17 protein-coding genes are annotated in these 17,780 nt (G+C 73.0%); 11 read left to right on the top strand and 6 right to left on the bottom strand.

Annotation, left to right across the window (positions count from 1 at the left end; genetic code table 11):
• Positions 1-15 precede the first annotated feature (15 nt).
• Together ABZT47_RS29370 and ABZT47_RS29365 are read left to right on the top strand one after the other, a co-directional pair.
• Positions 16-144, top strand: a complete 129-nt coding sequence (locus tag ABZT47_RS29370; RefSeq protein ID WP_354849000.1) for a hypothetical protein — start codon at positions 16-18, stop codon at positions 142-144.
• 531 nt (positions 145-675) lie between these two features.
• On the top strand, positions 676-804 hold the full coding sequence (locus ABZT47_RS29365) for a hypothetical protein (RefSeq protein ID WP_354849000.1): 129 nt from the start codon (positions 676-678) through the stop codon (positions 802-804).
• 361 nt (positions 805-1,165) lie between these two features.
• On the opposite strand, the gene ABZT47_RS29360 is transcribed toward ABZT47_RS29365, so the two are convergent.
• A complete protein-coding gene (locus ABZT47_RS29360; protein WP_354848997.1) occupies positions 1,166-1,474 on the bottom strand; it encodes a DUF5709 domain-containing protein in 309 nt (102 codons plus the stop codon).
• Between the two features lie 154 nt (positions 1,475-1,628).
• Positions 1,629-2,864 (bottom strand): glucose-1-phosphate adenylyltransferase, encoded by a 1,236-nt coding sequence (gene glgC / locus ABZT47_RS29355; protein WP_354848995.1) that lies wholly within the window; start codon positions 2,862-2,864, stop codon positions 1,629-1,631.
• 68 nt (positions 2,865-2,932) lie between these two features.
• Here glgC and glgA point away from each other — a divergent pair, with 68 nt between their 5' ends.
• A complete protein-coding gene (gene glgA / locus ABZT47_RS29350; RefSeq protein ID WP_354848992.1) occupies positions 2,933-4,108 on the top strand; it encodes a glycogen synthase in 1,176 nt (391 codons plus the stop codon).
• Between the two features lie 154 nt (positions 4,109-4,262).
• Here glgA and ABZT47_RS29345 read toward each other — a convergent pair whose 3' ends face one another.
• Positions 4,263-4,514 (bottom strand): ATP-binding protein, encoded by a 252-nt coding sequence (locus ABZT47_RS29345; RefSeq protein ID WP_354849207.1) that lies wholly within the window; start codon positions 4,512-4,514, stop codon positions 4,263-4,265.
• 155 nt (positions 4,515-4,669) lie between these two features.
• Here ABZT47_RS29345 and ABZT47_RS29340 point away from each other — a divergent pair, with 155 nt between their 5' ends.
• On the top strand, positions 4,670-5,869 hold the full coding sequence (locus tag ABZT47_RS29340; protein ID WP_354848990.1) for an ROK family transcriptional regulator: 1,200 nt from the start codon (positions 4,670-4,672) through the stop codon (positions 5,867-5,869).
• Between the two features lie 90 nt (positions 5,870-5,959).
• Here the strand turns inward: ABZT47_RS29340 and ABZT47_RS29335 are convergent, their stop codons facing one another.
• Complete coding sequence (locus ABZT47_RS29335; protein ID WP_354848987.1) at positions 5,960-6,631, bottom strand: response regulator transcription factor; 672 nt, start codon at positions 6,629-6,631, stop codon at positions 5,960-5,962.
• Positions 6,628-8,244: a histidine kinase gene (locus ABZT47_RS29330; protein WP_354848985.1), complete on the bottom strand. Its 1,617-nt coding sequence runs from the start codon at positions 8,242-8,244 to the stop codon at positions 6,628-6,630. Before ABZT47_RS29330 ends, ABZT47_RS29335 begins: the two co-directional genes overlap by 4 nt.
• A gap of 280 nt (positions 8,245-8,524) precedes the next feature.
• On the opposite strand from ABZT47_RS29330, the gene ABZT47_RS29325 reads away from it, so the two are divergent.
• The 5 genes from ABZT47_RS29325 (at position 8,525) to pgeF (ending at position 14,068) form a co-directional block, all read left to right on the top strand.
• Positions 8,525-9,403, top strand: coding sequence for an ABC transporter ATP-binding protein (locus ABZT47_RS29325; protein WP_354848982.1), 879 nt, complete (start codon positions 8,525-8,527; stop codon positions 9,401-9,403).
• Positions 9,400-10,467 carry an ABC transporter permease gene (locus tag ABZT47_RS29320; RefSeq protein ID WP_354848979.1) on the top strand — a complete coding sequence of 356 codons (1,068 nt, stop codon included), beginning with the start codon at positions 9,400-9,402 and terminating at the stop codon, positions 10,465-10,467. Before ABZT47_RS29325 ends, ABZT47_RS29320 begins: the two co-directional genes overlap by 4 nt.
• A complete protein-coding gene (locus ABZT47_RS29315; protein ID WP_354848977.1) occupies positions 10,464-11,882 on the top strand; it encodes a S41 family peptidase in 1,419 nt (472 codons plus the stop codon). The genes ABZT47_RS29320 and ABZT47_RS29315 overlap by 4 nt, the downstream gene beginning before the upstream one ends.
• Positions 11,883-11,896: 14 nt before the next feature.
• Positions 11,897-13,075 carry an alpha/beta hydrolase gene (locus tag ABZT47_RS29310; protein WP_354848974.1) on the top strand — a complete coding sequence of 393 codons (1,179 nt, stop codon included), beginning with the start codon at positions 11,897-11,899 and terminating at the stop codon, positions 13,073-13,075.
• 300 nt (positions 13,076-13,375) lie between these two features.
• The gene (gene pgeF / locus ABZT47_RS29305) at positions 13,376-14,068 is read left to right on the top strand and encodes a peptidoglycan editing factor PgeF (protein WP_354849204.1); all 693 of its coding nucleotides are present in this window, start codon (positions 13,376-13,378) and stop codon (positions 14,066-14,068) included.
• Positions 14,069-14,127: 59 nt separating this feature from the next.
• Here pgeF and ABZT47_RS29300 read toward each other — a convergent pair whose 3' ends face one another.
• On the bottom strand, positions 14,128-15,504 hold the full coding sequence (locus ABZT47_RS29300; RefSeq protein WP_354848971.1) for an acyltransferase family protein: 1,377 nt from the start codon (positions 15,502-15,504) through the stop codon (positions 14,128-14,130).
• A gap of 356 nt (positions 15,505-15,860) precedes the next feature.
• On the opposite strand from ABZT47_RS29300, the gene ABZT47_RS29295 reads away from it, so the two are divergent.
• Both ABZT47_RS29295 and ABZT47_RS29290 read left to right on the top strand, forming a co-directional pair.
• The gene (locus tag ABZT47_RS29295; RefSeq protein WP_354848969.1) at positions 15,861-17,108 is read left to right on the top strand and encodes a sensor domain-containing protein; all 1,248 of its coding nucleotides are present in this window, start codon (positions 15,861-15,863) and stop codon (positions 17,106-17,108) included.
• Positions 17,099-17,746, top strand: coding sequence for a response regulator transcription factor (locus ABZT47_RS29290; RefSeq protein ID WP_354848966.1), 648 nt, complete (start codon positions 17,099-17,101; stop codon positions 17,744-17,746). The genes ABZT47_RS29295 and ABZT47_RS29290 overlap by 10 nt, the downstream gene beginning before the upstream one ends.
• The last annotated feature ends 34 nt before the right edge of the window (positions 17,747-17,780 follow it).

The raw sequence follows: 17,780 nt of genomic DNA, 5'->3' as shown, positions 1-17,780 counted from the left end.
AAAAGAGTAAAAGAAATGACCTCCACCGCTTTCTCCGCCGCCACCGCCACCCGTTCCGCCGGCACCACCTGGGACGCCGCCTCGCGCACCGCGGGCACCACGTGGGACGGTTACTCCCGCACCGCCGGAACCACCTGGGACTGACGATATATCCCGCCCGGATAACAGGCCCCGTCCGTTGATGTCCCGCTGAGAAACCCTTTCCGACAGAAAAGACCGGCGGCACCGCCCGCCGACGGCACAGAGAAGAAACACCCCGCCGGTGCGAACGGACCACCGGTCCGCGACGACGGCGGGAGAACCAGATAAAACCCGGCCGGCACCGGATATGGGAATTCCCCTCGGCCCGGCCGACCGGATGCGACGCCCGGCGACGCGAGCGGCTCCCCGCTCCGCCCCGCAGCCCGTGGCCCCGTCGTCCGAGACGTCTTCCCCCTCCCCGCACCCCCCTCCGCGCCAGCGCGTTCCCTCGGCGCGCCCGCGTCCGGCCTCCTCGCGGGCGGCTCCCGCCAGGAGCGCCGGCGGCCCGGCCGGCACGCGCGCCGCCCGATGGCAGGAAGCGGTCACGGCCGTGCAGCTTGCTGCCGCCGAATCGTCTGGCCCGGGGGCCGTGAATGCCGGAGAGTTGTTCGTGCAAGGACGAAACGAAAAGCCCTCGAGAAAAGAGAGAACGAAATGACCTCCACCGCTTTCTCCGCCGCCACCGCCACCCGTTCCGCCGGCACCACCTGGGACGCCGCCTCGCGCACCGCGGGCACCACGTGGGACGGTTACTCCCGCACCGCCGGAACCACCTGGGACTGACCGGCGACCGAATTCACGACAGAAAGACGATCGCCCCGCCGAACGCCCCGGGAGAAAATGACCGCGACCCGGCACCCAGAAAAGCCCCACCCGGCCGGTACCGCAGAATCACCGCCGGCGACCCGGTTCCACCGCCGCGAATGGAATGGCGGCCCGGGCGCAGATCGCACGATATAAGCCGAAAGATATGACGACGAGAAAGAGCCGTGAAGCGCACCGGCTCCCGCCGTCAGCCCCGTGACCGACGGGGCCGCCCTCCCGTCACAAGCCCCCTCAGGCCCCTCGCGCCCGTCGCAAGCCCCCTCGGCCCTCGCGCCCCGTGACAGCCCTCCTCGGGCCCCCTCGTCCCCGTAGCGGCCGCTCAGTCGCGTTCGATGTGCATGGCGCGTTCCTCGGCGGAGAAGTCGCCGTCGTCCGCGCCGACCTCCGAGGCGTACTCCTCGGACTCCTCGTCGGGGTGGGCGCCCTCGTCCGGCGCCACGAAGCGGTACTCCTCGCGCGGCACATGGGCGCGTTCGGGGGCCTCCTGCCACAACCGGCGCGAGATGCCGTCCCGGTCGGCCGGATCGTCGCCCACGATCTCGTGACCGATGGGGAGGTTGTCGGTCCACTCCTCGATCTCGGTCAGCTGCTCGTCGTCGCCCATGTCGTCGGGGCCGCGTCCGGTCATGTCTCTGCCCTACCCATGTGGTGCGATGGCCCGCTCACGCGCTGCCATGAAATCACTCGCCATAGGCAAGATATCTGGACACACCGGACGCCCCGCACTCCGCACCCCGGCCGTAGGCGACGCGCCCTCCCGTGTCCGGCGCACCGCGCGCCGATCAGCGCTCGACCACCTCGTTCTTGCCGATCACCACCACGCCCTCGCGCGTCACCGCGAAGCGGGAGCGGTCGAACTCCAGATCCAGGCCGATGCGGGCGCCGTCGGGGATCACCACGTTCTTGTCGATGATGGCCCGGCGGACGATCGCCCCCCGGCCGACCTTGACGCTCCCCATGAGCACCGAGTCCTCCACCAGGGAGTGGGAGTGCAGCACCACGCCCGGCGACAGGATCGAGCGCACGGCGGTGGCGCCTGAGACGATCACGCCCGGCGAGACCAGCGAGTCGATGGCGTGCCCGACGCGGTCGCCGTCGTTGTGGACGAACTTGGCCGGCGGCAGCGGGTCGTGGCCGGTGTAGATCGGCCAGCGGTCGTTGTAGAGGTTGAACACCGGGTGCACCGACACCAGGTCCATGTGCGCCTCGTAGTAGGCGTCCAGGGTCCCGACGTCCCGCCAGTAGCCGCGGTCGCGCTCGGTGGAGCCCGGGACGGCGTTGTGGGCGAAGTCGTAGACCTCGGCGCCGCCGGACTTGACGAACATGGGGATGATGTTGCCGCCCAGGTCGTGCTTGCTGCTCGGGTCGAGGGCGTCCTCCCTGAGCGCGTCGATCATCGCCTGGGTCTTGAAGACGTAGTTGCCCATGGAGGCGTAGACCTGGTCGGGGGCGTCCGGCAGGCCGATGGGGTCGGTGGGCTTCTCACGGAAGGCCACGATCCGGTGCCCGGCGGGGTCGGTCTCGATCACCCCGAACTGGTCGGCGAGCGCCAGTGGCTGGCGGATGGCGGCGACCGTGACGTCGGCGCCCGAGTCGATGTGCTGCTCCACCATCTGCCGCGGGTCCATGCGGTAGATGTGGTCGGCCCCGAAGACGATGCAGTGCTCGGGCAGCTCGTCGTAGATCAGGTTCAGGTTCTGGAACAGCGCGTCCGCCGAACCCGCGAACCAGCGGGGGCCGAGCCGCTGCTGGGCGGGCACCGGGGTGACGTAGTTGCCGAGCATCGTCGACATGCGCCAGGTGCGGGTGACGTGGCGGTCGAGGCTGTGGCTCTTGTACTGGGTCAGGACGACGATCTTGAGGTAGCCGCCGTTGGTCAGGTTCGACAGCACGAAGTCGACCAGCCGGTAGATCCCTCCGAAGGGCACCGCCGGCTTGGCCCGGTCGGCCGTGAGCGGCATCAGCCGCTTCCCCTCGCCACCGGCCAGCACGATCGCGAGGATTTTGGGCGTCGTCATAGCACCGACGTTACCCGGCTTTACCCAGCTAAACCCGACGAAACACCCTGGACCATTAAGGTTTACGCATGCGCGTCGATCTGCTGAGCCGTGAGTACCCGCCCGAGGTGTACGGCGGCGCCGGAGTCCATGTCGAATATCTCGCCAGAGAACTGCGGAGTCTGCTGGACGTGCGGGTGCGCTGCTTCGGCGCGCGTCGCGAGGAGGGCGGCGTCGACGCCTACGGCGTCCCCGGCGGCCTCGCGTCCGCCAACCCGGCCCTGCAGGTGCTCGGCGTGGACCTGGAGATGGCCGCCGCGTGCGAGGGTGCGGACGTCGTGCACAGCCACACCTGGTACGCCAACTTCGCCGGGCACGTCGCCAAGCTGCTGTACGGGGTGCCGCACGTGGTCACCACCCACAGCCTGGAGCCGCTGCGCCCGTGGAAGGCCGAGCAGCTCGGCGGCGGCTACGCCCTGTCCGGCTTCGCCGAGCGCACGGCGCTGCTGAACGCCGACGCGGTCATCGCGGTGTCGGAGGGCATGCGGCGCGACGTCCTCGCCTGCTACCCGGAGATCGCGCCCGAGCGGGTGACCGTCGTCCACAACGGCATCGACACCCAGGAGTACGCCCCCGACCACGGCACCGACGTCCTGCTCGCGCACGGCATCGACCCCGCCAGGCCCTACGTCGTCTTCGTCGGGCGCATCACCCGCCAGAAGGGGCTGGCCCACCTGCTGCGCGCCGCCCGCTCGCTGCCACCGCAGGCCCAGCTCGTCCTGTGCGCCGGAGCCCCCGACACCCCCGAGATCGCCGCGGAGGTGACCGGGCTGGTCGAGGACCTGCGCGCGAGCAGGTCGGGCGTCGTGTGGATATCCCAGATGCTCCCCAGGCCGCAGGTCATCCAGATCCTCACCCGCGCCGCCGTGTTCGTCTGCCCCTCGGTCTACGAGCCGATGGGCATCGTCAACCTGGAGGCCATGGCCTGCGAGACCGCCGTGGTGGCCACCGCGACCGGCGGCATCCCCGAGGTCGTCGCCGACGGCGAGACCGGCCTGCTCGTCCCCATCGAGCAGGGCGCCGACGGCGAGCCGCTCGCCCCGGCCGCGTTCGCGGACGCCATCGCCGCCCGGGTGACCCGGCTCCTGGACGACCCGTCCCTCGCCGCCGCCATGGGCCAGGCCGGCCGCCGCCGCGCCGTCGACCACTTCAGCTGGCCCGCCATAGCCACCCGCACCCAGGCCCTCTACCAATCCCTGAAATGACCCGCCCCCCGGTCCGCTCACCCGGACCGGGGCCGGCTCAGGTGAGCCCGGCTCGGTGCCCGAAAACGGTGCCTTCGGCGCGGCCTTCCTGAAGGCGACCTTCGCCCTGCCCGAGGCCCGCCGCCGCGCGAGTGACGGACCGCGATGGAGCCGGTCACGCCTTGATCTCGAACCAGACCGTGCGGTGTGCGCCGGTCTGTTCCCATCCCCATGCCGATGACAGCTCACGGACCAGCCACAGGCCACGGCCGCCCTCACTCAGGAGATCGACCTGAGCCGGAACCTGAGGGACGCTCTCCGCCGACCCCTCGTCGACCACTTCCACCCGCGCCCTCTCGCCGTCGTCGCACACCCGCAGCCGCACCACACCGCTTCGCTCGCGCCCCGACTCCGAATGCTTCTGGATCGCAGGGGGCGCGGCGGTTGTCGAGGTCGAGGTCTTCGACGTTGAGGGAAAGGATCTCGGTCGCGACCGGTAGCGTCGGGGTTCATGAGCGATGAAGCGTCGGGGCCGCGCCGGTGGGTCCGGTACGTGATGCCGGCGATGGCACTACTAGTGCCGTGAAGGGCGACACTCCGCAGGAGGAAATCCGCAGACACCATCTCGGGGCGGTGCTGCGGCAGGTGCATCTGGCAGGGCCGATCTCGCGTGCGGCGCTGGCGAACCGGCTGGGCCTGAACCGCAGCACGATCCTGGCGCTGGCCACGCAGCTCACGGCTGCGGGTCTGGTGCGTGAGGAGGCTTCGGGTACGACGGGTCGGGCGGGTCGGCCGTCGCTGGTGGTGCGGCCTGAGAGCGGCCGGTGGTATGTGCTGGCTTTCGATGTGGCGGTGGATCGGCTGGTCGCCGCCAGGGTCGGGCTCGGCGGTCCGGTACTGGAGCGCAGGGAGGCGCCCCGGCGGCGAAGCAGGCATGCCGATCTCGACGAGGTGGTCGGTGTCCTGGCCGGGTTCGGCCGCGCGCTCGTGGACGCGGCGCCCCGGAGCGCGAGGTGCCTCGGGGTCGGCACGTCGTACTGCGGTCTGGTCAGGGCCGCCGACGGGATGGTGCTCCTGGCTCCCAACGTGGGCTGGACCGACCTGGATTTCGTGCCCGCGCTCAGCCGGCGGCTGGGGCTGCCCGTGGCAGTCGGCAACGAAGCCCACCTGGGCGCGCTGGCCGAGCATGAACGCGGAGCGGGCATCGGCCACCAGAATCTTGTCTACCTGCATGGGGATGTCGGGGTGGGTGGTGGCATCATCGTGGGCGGCAGGCTGCTGGGCGGCGATGACGGCTACGGCGCCGAACTCGGGCACATGATCGTTAATCCCTTTGGCGGCCGTTCCTGCAACTGCGGTTCGCGCGGCTGCCTGGAGGCAGAAGTGGGCGAGGCGGCGCTGCTGGAGGCGTCCGGACGCACCAGCGGGCCGGGCGGGCGGGATGGCGTACGAGCCGTCGTGGAAGCGGCCGAGAACGGTGACGAGGCCGCCCGCAAGGCCTTGGACCGTGTCGGCGACTGGCTCGGGATCGGCGTGGTCAACCTGATCAACCTCTTCAACCCCGGAGTCGTCGTCTTCGGCGGCACACTCGGCGACATCTACCCGGGTGCGGCACCCCAGGTCCACGCGCGCGTGGCGGCTAGTGTCCTGCCCGTCTCCCGGGGGGTAGGGTTGCGCACCTCGATGCTGCGCGATGACGCCCCATTGGTCGGCGCGGCGGAACTCGCTTTCTCCCGCGTCCTGGCCGACCCGTTGGACGCACTCGCTTCCACAGCACCGTGAACCTCGTCCGGTCCGCTTGAGAGCGGGCTGAGGCCTTCAAGCAGGTGCCGACCGCGGCCTCGCCCGCAAATGCATCGTCTTCCAGGTAGGTCAGGTGGGGTCGCCGGGCGAGATGAGGCCGGTTTCGTAGGCGACGACCACGGCCTGGACGCGGTCGCGCAGGCCCAGTTTGGACAGGACGCGGGCGACGTGGGTCTTCACCGTGGCCACGCTGAGGGTCAGCCGGTCGGCGAGTTCGGCGTTGCTGAGGCCGGTGGCGAGCAGGCGCAGCACGTCCAGTTCCCGGGGCGTGAGCTGGGAGAGGTCGCGGTGGAGGGCGGGCCGCACGGTGTCGCGGCGGGCGAAACGTTCGACCAGGCGGCGGGTGATGGTGGGCGCGAGCAGGGCGTCGCCGGAGCGCACGAGCCGCACCGCGGCCACCAGGTGCTCGGGGGTGACGTCCTTGAGCAGGAACCCGCTCGCTCCCGCGGCGAGCGCCGCGTACACGTAGTGGTCGAGGTCGTAGGTGGTCAGGATCAGTACGCGGGTGTCCTCGGCGCCGCCGGCGAGGATCCGCCGGGTGGCTTCCAGGCCGTCCATCCGCGGCATCCGGATGTCCATGAGCACGACGTCGGGCCTGGTGCGGCGGACCGCGGCGATGGCCTCGTCCCCGTCGGCGGCCTCGGCCGCCACCTCGATGCCGTCGGCGGCGAGGATCATGCGGAATCCGGTGCGCACCAGTGCCTGGTCGTCGGCGATGACGGCGCGCAGTCGGCCGGTCATGCGGTCCTCCAGGGGACGCGGGCCCTGATCGTGAACCCGCCCCCGGCCATGTGCCCGGCGTCCAGGGTCCCGCCGTAGACGGCGAGCCGCTCGCGCAGCCCGATCAGCCCTCTGCCGCCGCCGGTGCGCGATCCGGCGGTCCGCGCTCCGCCGGTGTCGGTCACCTCGATCTCGAGCCAGTCGCCGTCATGGCCGATCGTCACGGCCGCGGCGGCGCCGGCCGCGTGCTTGATCGTGTTGGTGAGGGCCTCCTGGACGACGCGGTAGGCGGCCAGGTCGACGCCGGGTGGCAGCGGCCCGGGCGGCGACCCCGTGACGCGCACCGGCACTCCGGCGGCGCGGACGCGTTCCACCAGGGCGTCCAGCTGGTCGAGCCCCGGCTGCGGCGCGAGCCCGTCGGCGGGCCCGTCGAGGCGGTCGCCGCCCGGGCCGGCGAGCAGGCCCATGAGATGGCGCAGCTCGGACATGGCGGCGCGGCCGCCCGACTCGATCGCGAGCAGAGCCTGCTTCGACTGTTCCGGCTCGGCGTCCATCACCTTGCGCGCCGCGCCCGCCTGGATCACCATCACGCTGACATTGTGGGTCACCACGTCGTGCAGCTCGGCGGCGATCCGGGACCGCTCCTCGGCGACGGCCCTGCGCATGGCCTCCGCCTGCGTCTGCCGCAGCTCGGCGAACCGGTGGTGGCTCGCTCCCAGCCGTCGCCGCCAGTAACGGACGAAGCTCCCGACGACGCCGACGCTCAGCAGGACGACGAACGGCCCCATCCAGTTCGGCAGCTCGGGCGTGACGTCCCGGAAGGCGCCACCGGCGAGCCCCGCCGCGAGCACGAGGCCCCCCATCGCCAGTACCCGGTTGCGGCCGTGGGCGGCGGCGCCGTACGCGGCGACGGCGCAGGTCAGCACCGTGATCAGGGTGGCGTACGAGTGGGTGGCCTGCGCCGCGGCCAGCACCACCCAGAAGGTGAGTAGCGGGTAGCGGCGCCGTAGGGCCAGCGGTAACGCCGTCATCGCCACCAGGAACGCGGGCGGCCCGTCGGGTGGAGGATGGACGGTTGCGATGCCGGGCCGGTGGCAGGAGAGTGGGGACGGGCCGTCGGGCGTGACGCGGGACCGGTGGCAGGAGAGTGGGGACGGGCCGTCGGGCGTGACGCCGGACGGCCGGCCGGAGAGTCGGGACGGATCGTCGGGCACCACGCCGCCCGACGGGCCGTCGGGCGCGACGCCATGAAAGAGGGGCCGGCCGGTCGCGGCATCGGGAGCCGTGGGGGCATCGGGAGCCGCGGGGGGGTCGGGAGCGGCGGGGGGGTCGGGAGCGGCGGGGGGATCGGGGGCCGCGGGGGGATCGGGGGCGGGCGGGTGGGCGCCGGCGGGTCCGAGCCGCAGGAGCTCGACCACGTGGGCCTGGTCCTCGCCGGAGCCGAGCACGGGATGACCCGCCGACGCGGCGACCGCGGCGACCGCCAGAAGGAGGGCGATCACCACGTCGGCGGCGAAGGCCGCGCGAGACGGCTTCGGGAGCCGCTCGCCACGCCGGTCCTGGTCGTCCTCGTCCAGCGGGCCGCCCGGGTCGAGCACCTGCCGCCACCACGGCGGTCGTTCACCGGTTTCCACCGGCACATTGTCACGCCTGCCCGTCCCCGCCGCATCGGCCGTCGTGACGGGGCCCACGGTCCAGGGGAGTACATCGCAGGGATGACCCGGCGGCCCTTCGTTCTCGGGAGCTACGCGATCTCGGTACGGCGGCCGACGCGCTCTGGCATGGGTGGTCCCTAGTTTCGTTCCCGCCATCCCGCCGCGCCGTCCGGAGCAGGGGTCGCCGCCGGGGGCCGGCGAAGGCATCGAGGCCCTTTCACCATCATCCTTTCGACCACTCCTCAAGAGGGGACATAGCATGATCGCTGCCTTGGAGGCCCAGGCACTGGGCAGGAAGTACGGCAGGCGCTGGGCGCTGCGCGAGTGCACCATCGACATCCCGGCGGGCCACGTCGTGGGGCTGGTGGGCCCCAACGGAGCCGGTAAGACGACGTTGCTGAAGCTGGCCGGCGGCCAGCTCGAACCGAGCACGGGCGGCATCGTCGTGCTCGGCGGCCGGCCCGGGGACACGCCCGAGCAGCTCGCCAAGGTCGGGTTCGTCGCCCAGGACACCCCCGTCTACGCGCGCCTGACCGTCGCCGACCACCTGCGGCTCGGGGCGCGGCTCAACCCCCGCTGGGACGGCGCCCTGGCACGGGAGCGCGTCGCTCGGCTGGGCCTCGTCCCGGGCCAGCGGGCGGGCAGGCTGTCGGGCGGTCAGCGCGCCCAGCTCGCCCTCACCCTGGGCCTGGCCAAGCGGCCCGAGCTGCTGATCCTGGACGAGCCGGTCGCGTCGCTCGACCCGCTGGCGCGCCGCGAGTTCCTGCAGGGGCTGACGGAGGCCGCCGCGGCGCACGGGCTGAGCGTGGTGCTCTCCTCCCACCTGGTCTCCGACCTGGAACGCGTCTGCGACTACCTGATCGTGCTCGTCGACTCCCGCGTCCGGCTGGCCGGGGAGGTCGAGCCGTTGCTGGCCGCCCATCGCCGGCTCACCGGCCCGCGCCGCGACCCCGGCGGGCACGTGGTCTCCGTCCGCCACACCGAGCGGGAGAGCACGTACGTGGTCCGCGCCGACGACGCCCGGATTCACGACCCCGGCTGGACGGTCTCCCAGCTCAGTCTGGAGGACCTGGTCCTGGCCTATATGGATCAGCGCACCGAGGCCGACGGTCCGGTCGCCCTGGAGGTGCGGCGATGATCTGGCTGACCTGGCGCCAGTTCCGCGGCTCGGCCACGATGATGGCCGCCGTACTCGTGGTCATCACCGCCGCCCTGGCCCTGACCGGCCCGAAACTGGCATCCGACTACGCCGCCGGGATCGCCGCCTGCACCCCGGACAACACCTGCCTGGACTTCTTCGACCGGTTCTTCGGCGAGTACGACACCCTCTTCCTGGCCCTCACGATGGTCGTGCTGATCCTGCCGGCGCTGGCCGGGCTGTTCTGGGGGGCGCCGCTGATCACCCGCGAGCTGGAGGCCGGCACCCACCTGCTGGTGTGGAACCAGAGCATCAGCCGCGGCCGGTGGCTGGCGGTCAAGCTCGGGCTCATGGGCCTTTCGGCCATGGCCGCCGCCTGCCTCTGCGGCCTGGTGGTGACCTGGTGGTCGGCCCCGTTGGACAAGTCGGCCGTCCCGGAGATGGCGCAGATGGCTCCCGTGGTGTTCGGCGCGCGCGGCATCGCCCCGATGGGATACGCGGCCTTCGCCTTCGTCCTGGGGGTGACCGTGGGCATGCTGGTGCGCCGCACGCTGCCCGCCATGGCCCTCACCCTGGCCGCCTTCGTCGCGATCCAGATAGCGATGCCGCTGCTGGTGCGCCCGCACCTGATGCCCCCCGTCGCGGGGACCTTCGAGCTCGGCCGGGAGAACGTGGACGGCTTCGGCGCCCCGAAGGGCGGATCCCTGCAGGTCTTCCTGAGGACGTCGGCCGTTCCCGGCCACGCGGGCGCCTGGGTCCTGTCCAGCGAACTGGTGGATAAGACCGGACGCGTGATCTCCAGCGGAGACGGAGGCCCGGGACCGTCGACGACGGTCGCGCGGGGGGTCCCGGTCTCCACGACGACGGGACCCTGCTCGCCGCAGGGAGCGATGGCGGGAGGGTGCACGGCCGAGATCAACCGGCTGGGCTACCGGCAGCGGGCGACCTACCAGCCCCTCGAGCGCTTCTGGCCCTTCCAGTGGATCGAGACCGGGATCTACGCCCTGCTCACCCTCGGCCTCACAGGGTTCTGCTTCCGGTGGATCCGCAGGCGCGTGTCATGACGTCCGTGAGGACCGCGGCGGCCGGGCTCGCCCTTCTCCTGGCGGCGGCCTGCACCGCCCCCGCGCCGCCGCGCCGCGAGGCGGGCACGGCGGCCGGTACGGTGTGCGCGCCGCCCCACGGCCCGGCGGAGGCGGAGACGCCCACCACGATCGACGTCGTCCGGCAGGCGTACTTCTGCATCCTCGGCAACTACTACGGCGGCGCCACGCTGGACGCCCGGTCGCTGCTGACCGCCGGATTCGCCGCCCTGACGCGGCAGCTCGACCGCGACGGACGCGACATGCCCGAGGCGGCCATGCCCGCGCTGACCGGTGACCGCCGGGCCGACTGGACCGCCTTCGAGACCGCCTTCCGCACGATCACCGACCGGGCGCCCGGCCTGCGCGACAAGCTGGCCGCCGTCACCCTCCAGGCCATCGTGGCCGCCCTCGGCGACGACCACGCCCGCTGGACGCACCAGGACAGCCGGCCGCCCGGCTACTACGACGGCGACGGCTACGGCCTGGGTCTGGAGGCCAGCGTCGGCGGCCCGCAGGCGGACACCGAGCCGGGCACCGCCCTGGCCCCGCTGTTCGTCACCGCCGTGCCGGGCGGCGCGGCGCGGGCCGCCGGGCTGCGTCCCGGCGACCTCATCGAATCGATCAACGGCTCGGCGCCCTTCGTCGACGGCGAGGGCACGCGCGCCATCGCCGCCCTCTACCCCAGGTATCCGCAGGCGCGGCCGGTGCGGCTGGGGTTGCTGCGGCAGAGCACCGGCCGCCGCTGGAGCGTGACGCTCACGCCAGGCCTCTTCCCGCGGGACCCGGCCGCTCTGCGGGTGGTGCGGTCGAAGCGGCTGGACGACGACATCGCCTACGTGCGGATGACCGGCTTCGATTCCGACTCCGCGAACCGGGTGCTGCGGGAGATCACCAGGCTGCGCGCCGGCCGGACGCTGTCCGGCGTCGTGCTGGACCTGCGCGGCAACGGCGGCGGCAGCCCCCTGGAGGCGACCCGGTTGCTGAGCGCCTTCGTCCACGGCGCTGACACCGCCTACCAGTGCACCGCAGAGGGCACGTGCCAGGCCGCGCCGACCGACGACACCGTCGAACTGCTCCACCTGCCGCTGGTGGTGCTCACCGACCGCGGCTGCGCCTCGGCGTGCGAGCACTTCAGCTCCGCGGTCAAGGACCTGCGCCTCGGGCGGCTGGTCGGCACCAGAACCGCCGGCGTGATCTCCGGCCCGGCGCGGGGATACCTGCTCGCCGACAACACCATTCTGAGTTTCCCCGCCAAGCACCACCTGGGGCCCCGCCGCGAGGTCATCGACCGCATCGGCGTGCCGCCCGACCACTACGTGCCCCTGACCCCGAAGGACGCGGCCGCCGGACGCGACCCCGCCCTGGCCAAGGCCCTGACCCTGCTGCACACATGAGGATGGACCTCGCCATGAGACAGCTCCTGGCCCTCGCCGCGGGACTCGCCGTCCTGGCCACGTCCGCCTGCTCCGCGCCCGCGCCGCCCAGAGCCGACGCCCCGCGGGCCACGCCGTCCGGCCCCGCCGCCCTGCCCGCCCCCACCGGCCCCCATCCAGTGGGCACCACCGTCCTGCACCTGACCGACACCTCCCGCCCCGATCCCTGGGATCCCGACGCCGGCGCCAGAGAACTCAAGGTCACCCTGTGGTACCCGGCCAAGCGGCGCGACGGGCCGCGCGCGCCCTACATGACGGCCAAGGAAGCAGAACTGCTCCTGAGGGGCTCGGGGATGTCGACCGCGCCGTACGATCTGCTGAGCAGGACGCGGACCAACGCCGTCCAGGACGCCGAACCCGAGGGGCGAAGGCTCCCGCTGGTGGTGCTCTCACCCGGCTTCACCAAGCCGATGAGCACCCTCACCTCCCTGGCCGAGGACCTCGCCGGCCGAGGCTATGTCGTGGCCGGCATCGACCACACCTACGAAAGCTACGTGACCACGCTGTCCGGCGGCCGGATCGCCGAATGCCTGGCCTGCGACAGCAACACCGACCCCGGTTTCGGCACGGGAGTGGTCCAGGGCCGGGCCGCCGACGTCTCCTTCGTCCTTGACCAGCTGACCTCCACGTGGCGGCACTCCGGCCTGATCGACCGCGGGAGGATCGCGATGGTCGGCCAGTCGATCGGCGGAGCCGCCGCCGTGGCGGCCATGGTGAAAGACCCGCGCGTACGCGCCGGAATCGACATGGACGGCACCGGCTACGCCCGGATCCCCAAGAGCGGCCTCTCCCGGCCGTTCATGTTCATGGGGTCGCGCGAGCACGTCCCGGGCGGCCGTGACACCTCCTGGGACCGTGACTGGAAGCTGCTGACCGGGTGGAAGCGCTGGCTCGTGCTGCCGGACGCCGAACACCAGTCCTTCACCGACATCCCGTTGCTGGCGGAGGTCATCGGCCTGCAACCTCTCCCCGGCATGCTGCCCGCCGCCCGTGGGGCGGAGCTCACCCGCACGTACGTGGCCGCCTTTCTCGACCAGCACCTGAAGTCGCAGCGCCGGCCCATCCTCGACAAAGCGTCCTCGCGCTATCCCGAGGTCACGTTCCGCGCGTCGTCCAACCCACGTCCGTCGCCGCGGGGGCGCGCCCGGCCTTGACGCCCGGGCGGGGTGGTCACCGGTGGAAGACGCCGAGCATCAGGCAGACCAGGAGCAGGACGCCGCCGGCGATGAGCAGGGCGATGGGCAGTGAAGGGACATCCACGTCGTCGGCTCCCGGTCGTAGTGCGGTCCGTCCCCGGCGCACCGGCGCCGGGCAGATGCAAAGGTAGATCAGCGCCGCCCGCCAGGTGGGTGAAACGGAACAGAACCATGATCGCGGGGGTGTGCCCGGGCGCAGGCCGGTCGATCGAAGGCACTGAGTAAGCTGGCGTGGTGCTTGCGATCGACCGGGTGCGGATGGCGTTCACCGACCGTCACGGGGGCGTCAGCGCCGGGCCGTACGACACCAGGAACCTCGGCGGCGCGGTCGGCGACGATCCGTCGGCGGTGGCGCGCAACCGCGCCCTGACCGCCGGGGAGTTCGGCCTCGACCCGGGCGCCGTGGTGTTCATGCGGCAGGTCCACAGCCCGGACGTCGCCTACGTGACCGAGCCGTTCGCGCAGCAGCCGCCCGCCCTGGACGGCGTCTGCACCGACCGCCCCGGTCTCGGCCTGGCCGTGCTGGTCGCCGACTGCGCGCCGGTTCTGCTCGCCGACCCGGCGCGCGGCCTGGTCGGCGCGGCCCACTCGGGACGGGCCGGCACGGTCGCCGGGGTGGTGCCGGCGCTGGTCGCCGCGATGCGCGCCCGCGGCGCCGGCGACCTGGTCGCCCTGGTCGGCCCGATGGCGTGCGGCGCCTGCTACGAGGTGCCGGGGGAGATGCGCGCCGAGGTGGCGGAGGAACTGCCGGAGGCCTGGTCGGTCACCCGTGAGGGCACCCCGGCGCTGGACCTGCGCGCCGGCATCGCCGCCCAGCTCAAGCGGGCCGGCGTCGCCGACGTCCGGCACGACGCCCGCTGCACCATCGAGACCGGCGACCTGTACTCCTACCGCAGAGAGCACGTCACCGGCAGATTCGCCGGCTACGTGTGGCTGACCCCCGCCCCCTGACCCCCCACCCGCCACGGCGAGTGGTACCAGAAAGCGGTGCCGTCCGCGTCTCGGGCGCCTCAGCGGTGCGCCGCCGCGGCGTGGACGGTGGTTGACGGCACGGTTCGCCGGGAGCGCAGGGCGGACGGCGGCGTGAGCAGGGCGAGACCGCCGGTGAGGGCGCAGGCGCCGAGCATCGGAAGGGGGCCGGGGACGAAGCCGGCCGCCGTCAGGACGAGCAGCCCGCCGCCGCACAGCGCCGCCGCCCAGACCGGGCGCGCCCATCCGGTCGTCCGGAACGCCATGGCCGGTGGCTCCTCGAAGCGGGCGAACAGGGCGAGCAGCGGGCGCAGGACGAGCAGCAGCGCGCCCAGCCACAGCGGCCACCCGGCCAGCCAGGCGGGGCCGCCCGGGGCGGGGGTGGCCAGGCCGAGCCCGACGACGCTCACGCCCGCGACCACGAACAGCGCGCTCATGTGCCACAGGTACACGGTCATCATCCGCGGGCCCGCCCACGCCATGGCGCGCGCGACGACGGGACGGGACGCCAGCCGCACCAGGCGGGGGCGCAGCAGCATCGCCAGGCCGATCTGGCCGAAGGCCACGGCGAGCAGCGCGACGGTCGGCGGCGCCATGTTCGAGCTCGCCGCGCCGGGCAGGCCGATCATGCTGCCGGGGTAGGGGCCGAAGGCCACCAGCGCCGCCGCCGCGCCGAAGCCGCCCGCCGCCATCAGGCGCGCCCCGGCCAGCCGCCCGCTCGCGTACAGGAAGCCGAGCTGGTGCACCGCGAGCCACACCAGGCCGATGTTGAGGTACCCGGCCGGCTCCCAGCAGGTGAAGCGCACCACGTCCACCGCGACCGCCGCCACGGCCAGGGCGGCGGGCACCCGCCACCCGTGCCGCTCGCCCAGGTGCAGCAGCGCCGGGGTCAGCACGACGGCGACCAGGTAGATCGCGAGGAACCAGAGCAGCTGACCGGCCAGGCGCGCGGCCGTCTCCACCGGCTGCGCCGGCAGGCCGAGGGCGAGCAGCAGGTGGGGGAGCGGGATCCACACGGCCGCCAGCGGCAGCACCGGCCAGGCCAGGCGGCGCACGCGCCCGGCCAGCCACAGCGGGCCGGCGAGCCCCCGGGCCCGGTGCGCGCGGTGGCTGATCGCGTTGGCGGCCCCTCCGGCGAAGAACACCAGCGGCATCACCTGGGACAGCCAGGTGATCACGAAGGCGCCCGGGGCGGCGAAGGCGTTGCCGGTCGCGATGCGGCCGTGGTCGTAGGACAGGACCGGGATGCTCCAGTGCTCCAGCATCACCACGGCGATGCCGAACAGGCGCAGCAGGTCGATGAACACGTCCCGGCCCGGGCGGCCGTGGCGCGGGGGAGCGGCGGCCGGGCGGACGGCGCCGCCGCCGGTCACCTGGACCGCGGGGAGGGCCGGTGGTCTGTCGAGTAGCGCGGGCACGGCGCACCTCATAACTGTCTGTCGGCGTGGCTGCGGACGAGCGACCGGGACGGCCCCCGAGCCGCCACGGCAATCAGGTGAGCCGCGGGCCGGGACCGTGGATCCCCAGGGGGGAGGCCGCCCGGATCCTCGGGTGATGAGGACCGGCCGGCCGGGAGCCGGAGGTTCGGCCGGGGCGGGAACTCCGGCGGGTTTCAGTGAGCTGAGCCTGTCGCGGCGCAGGGGGCAGGCGCAGTGACGCGGACCGGTGTTTTCACGGCCGGGAACGCCACCAAGGACGGTAGGGCCAGCCCTACCAACGGGACGCCTGCCAACGGGCTGCACCGGGGAGGGCCGTGACTCGTACCTTGGTGGCCATGGGATTCCTCCTCAGGCGGCTCGGCGCCGACACCCGCTACACCCTGCTCGGGCTGCCCATGGGCGTCGTGAGCTTCGCCATCCTGATCGCCGGGCTCTCGGCGGGCGGCGGGAGCATCCCAGCGCTGGTCGGCCTGCCGATCCTCGCCGTGACCCTGCTGGTGGCCCGCGGGTTCGCCGACGTCGAGCGGCGAATGCTGCCCGAGATCCTCGCCCGCCCGGTCGCCCGCCCTCGCTACCCCCGCGCCCCTCAGGGCGCCGGATGGGTGCGCCGAATGCTGCACCCGCTGACCAGCGGCCAGTCGTGGCTGGACCTGCTGCACGGCATCCTGGTGTTCCCGATCGCGATCGCCACCTTCGTGGTGACCGTGGTGTGGTGGGCGGTGGCGGTCAGCAGCGTGCTCTACCCCCTCTACGGGTGGATCACCGGCAGGATTCCCGGCAACAAGGAGCTGCCCGAGTTGCTCGGGCTGGGCGACGGCTACCTGGTCAACAGCGCGTTCTACCTGTCCGTGGGCGCGGTGTTCTGCCTCACCCTGCCGGGCGTCATACGTGGGTCCGCCCTGCTGCGGGCGGGCATCGGCCGCGCCCTGCTGACCGGCGTGGCCGAGCTGCACGAGCGCATCGACGATCTCACCGAGGGCCGGGCCGCCGCGGTGTCGGCCGAGGCCGGCGCGCTGCGTCGGCTGGAGCGCGACATCCACGACGGGCCGCAGCAGCGCCTGGTGTACCTGGCGATGGAGCTGTCGCGGGCCCAGCGCCAGCTGCACAAGGACCCGCAGGCCGCGCACGCGACGCTCGCGGAGGCCATCACGGCGACCCGCGAGACGCTGGACGAGCTGCGGGCGCTGTCGCGCGGCATCGCCCCGCCGATCCTGAGCGATCGCGGCCTCGCCCCCGCGCTCGCCGCCCTCGCGGGCCGCTGCACCGTCCCGGTCGAGCTGGACGTGCAGGTCGTCGAGCGGTACACCGCCGTGGTGGAGAACACCGTGTACTACGTGGCGGCCGAGGCGCTCACCAACATCGCCAAGCACAGCCGGGCCCAGATGTGCACGCTGTCGTTGAACCGCACCGGTGACGCGCTGCTGCTGTCGATCGGCGATGATGGGGTCGGCGGCGCCCATGTCGCCAAGGGGCACGGGCTGGCCGGGCTGGCCGACCGGCTGCGCGCGGTGGACGGCGAGCTGGTCGTGCAGTCCCCGGCCGGCGGCCCCACACTGATCGTCGCGGAGGTGCCGTGCGGGTAGTCGTGGCCGACGACGCCGTCCTCATCCGGTCCGGCCTGGTACGGCTGCTGGAGGAGTTCGGCTGCCAGGTGGTCGCCGAGGCGGGCGACGGCGACGGGCTGGTGCGGGCCGTCGCCGAACACCGTCCGGACGTGTCGGTGGTGGACGTGCGGATGCCGCCGGACTTCACCGACGAGGGCCTGCGCGCCGCGGTCAAGGCCCGCCGCCAGGTGCCGGGCTCGCCGGTGATGATCCTCTCGCAGTACGTCGAGGTGTCCTACGCCGACGACCTGCTCGCCGACGCCCGCGGAGCGGTCGGCTACCTGCTGAAGGACCGCGTGGCCGACGTCGAGGAGTTCATGGACGGGCTGCGCCGGGTGGCCGCGGGCGGAACGGTCTTCGACCCGCAGGTGGTGGCCCAGCTCATGGTGCGCCGCCGCCGTGACGACCCGCTGGCCTCGCTGACCCCGCGAGAGCGCGAGGTGCTGGGCCTGATGGCCGAGGGAAGGTCCAACCCGGCCATCGGCCGCCTGATGGTGATCACCGACGGGGCGGTGGAGAAGCACGTGCGCAGCATCTTCAACAAGCTCGGCCTGCTCGCCGACGACGGCGACCAGCACCGCCGGGTGCTCGCCGTCCTGGCCTTCCTGCGCTCCTGACGGCCGGCGCTGCGCGCTCGCCTGGCCCGCCCGG

The sequence above is a fragment of the Sphaerisporangium sp. NPDC005289 genome (assembly GCF_040607455.1).
Lineage (GTDB): Bacteria > Actinomycetota > Actinomycetes > Streptosporangiales > Streptosporangiaceae > Sphaerisporangium > Sphaerisporangium rhizosphaerae.
The sequence above is the reverse complement of the archived record's forward strand: the minus strand, read 5'-3'. Positions and strand labels throughout refer to the sequence as shown.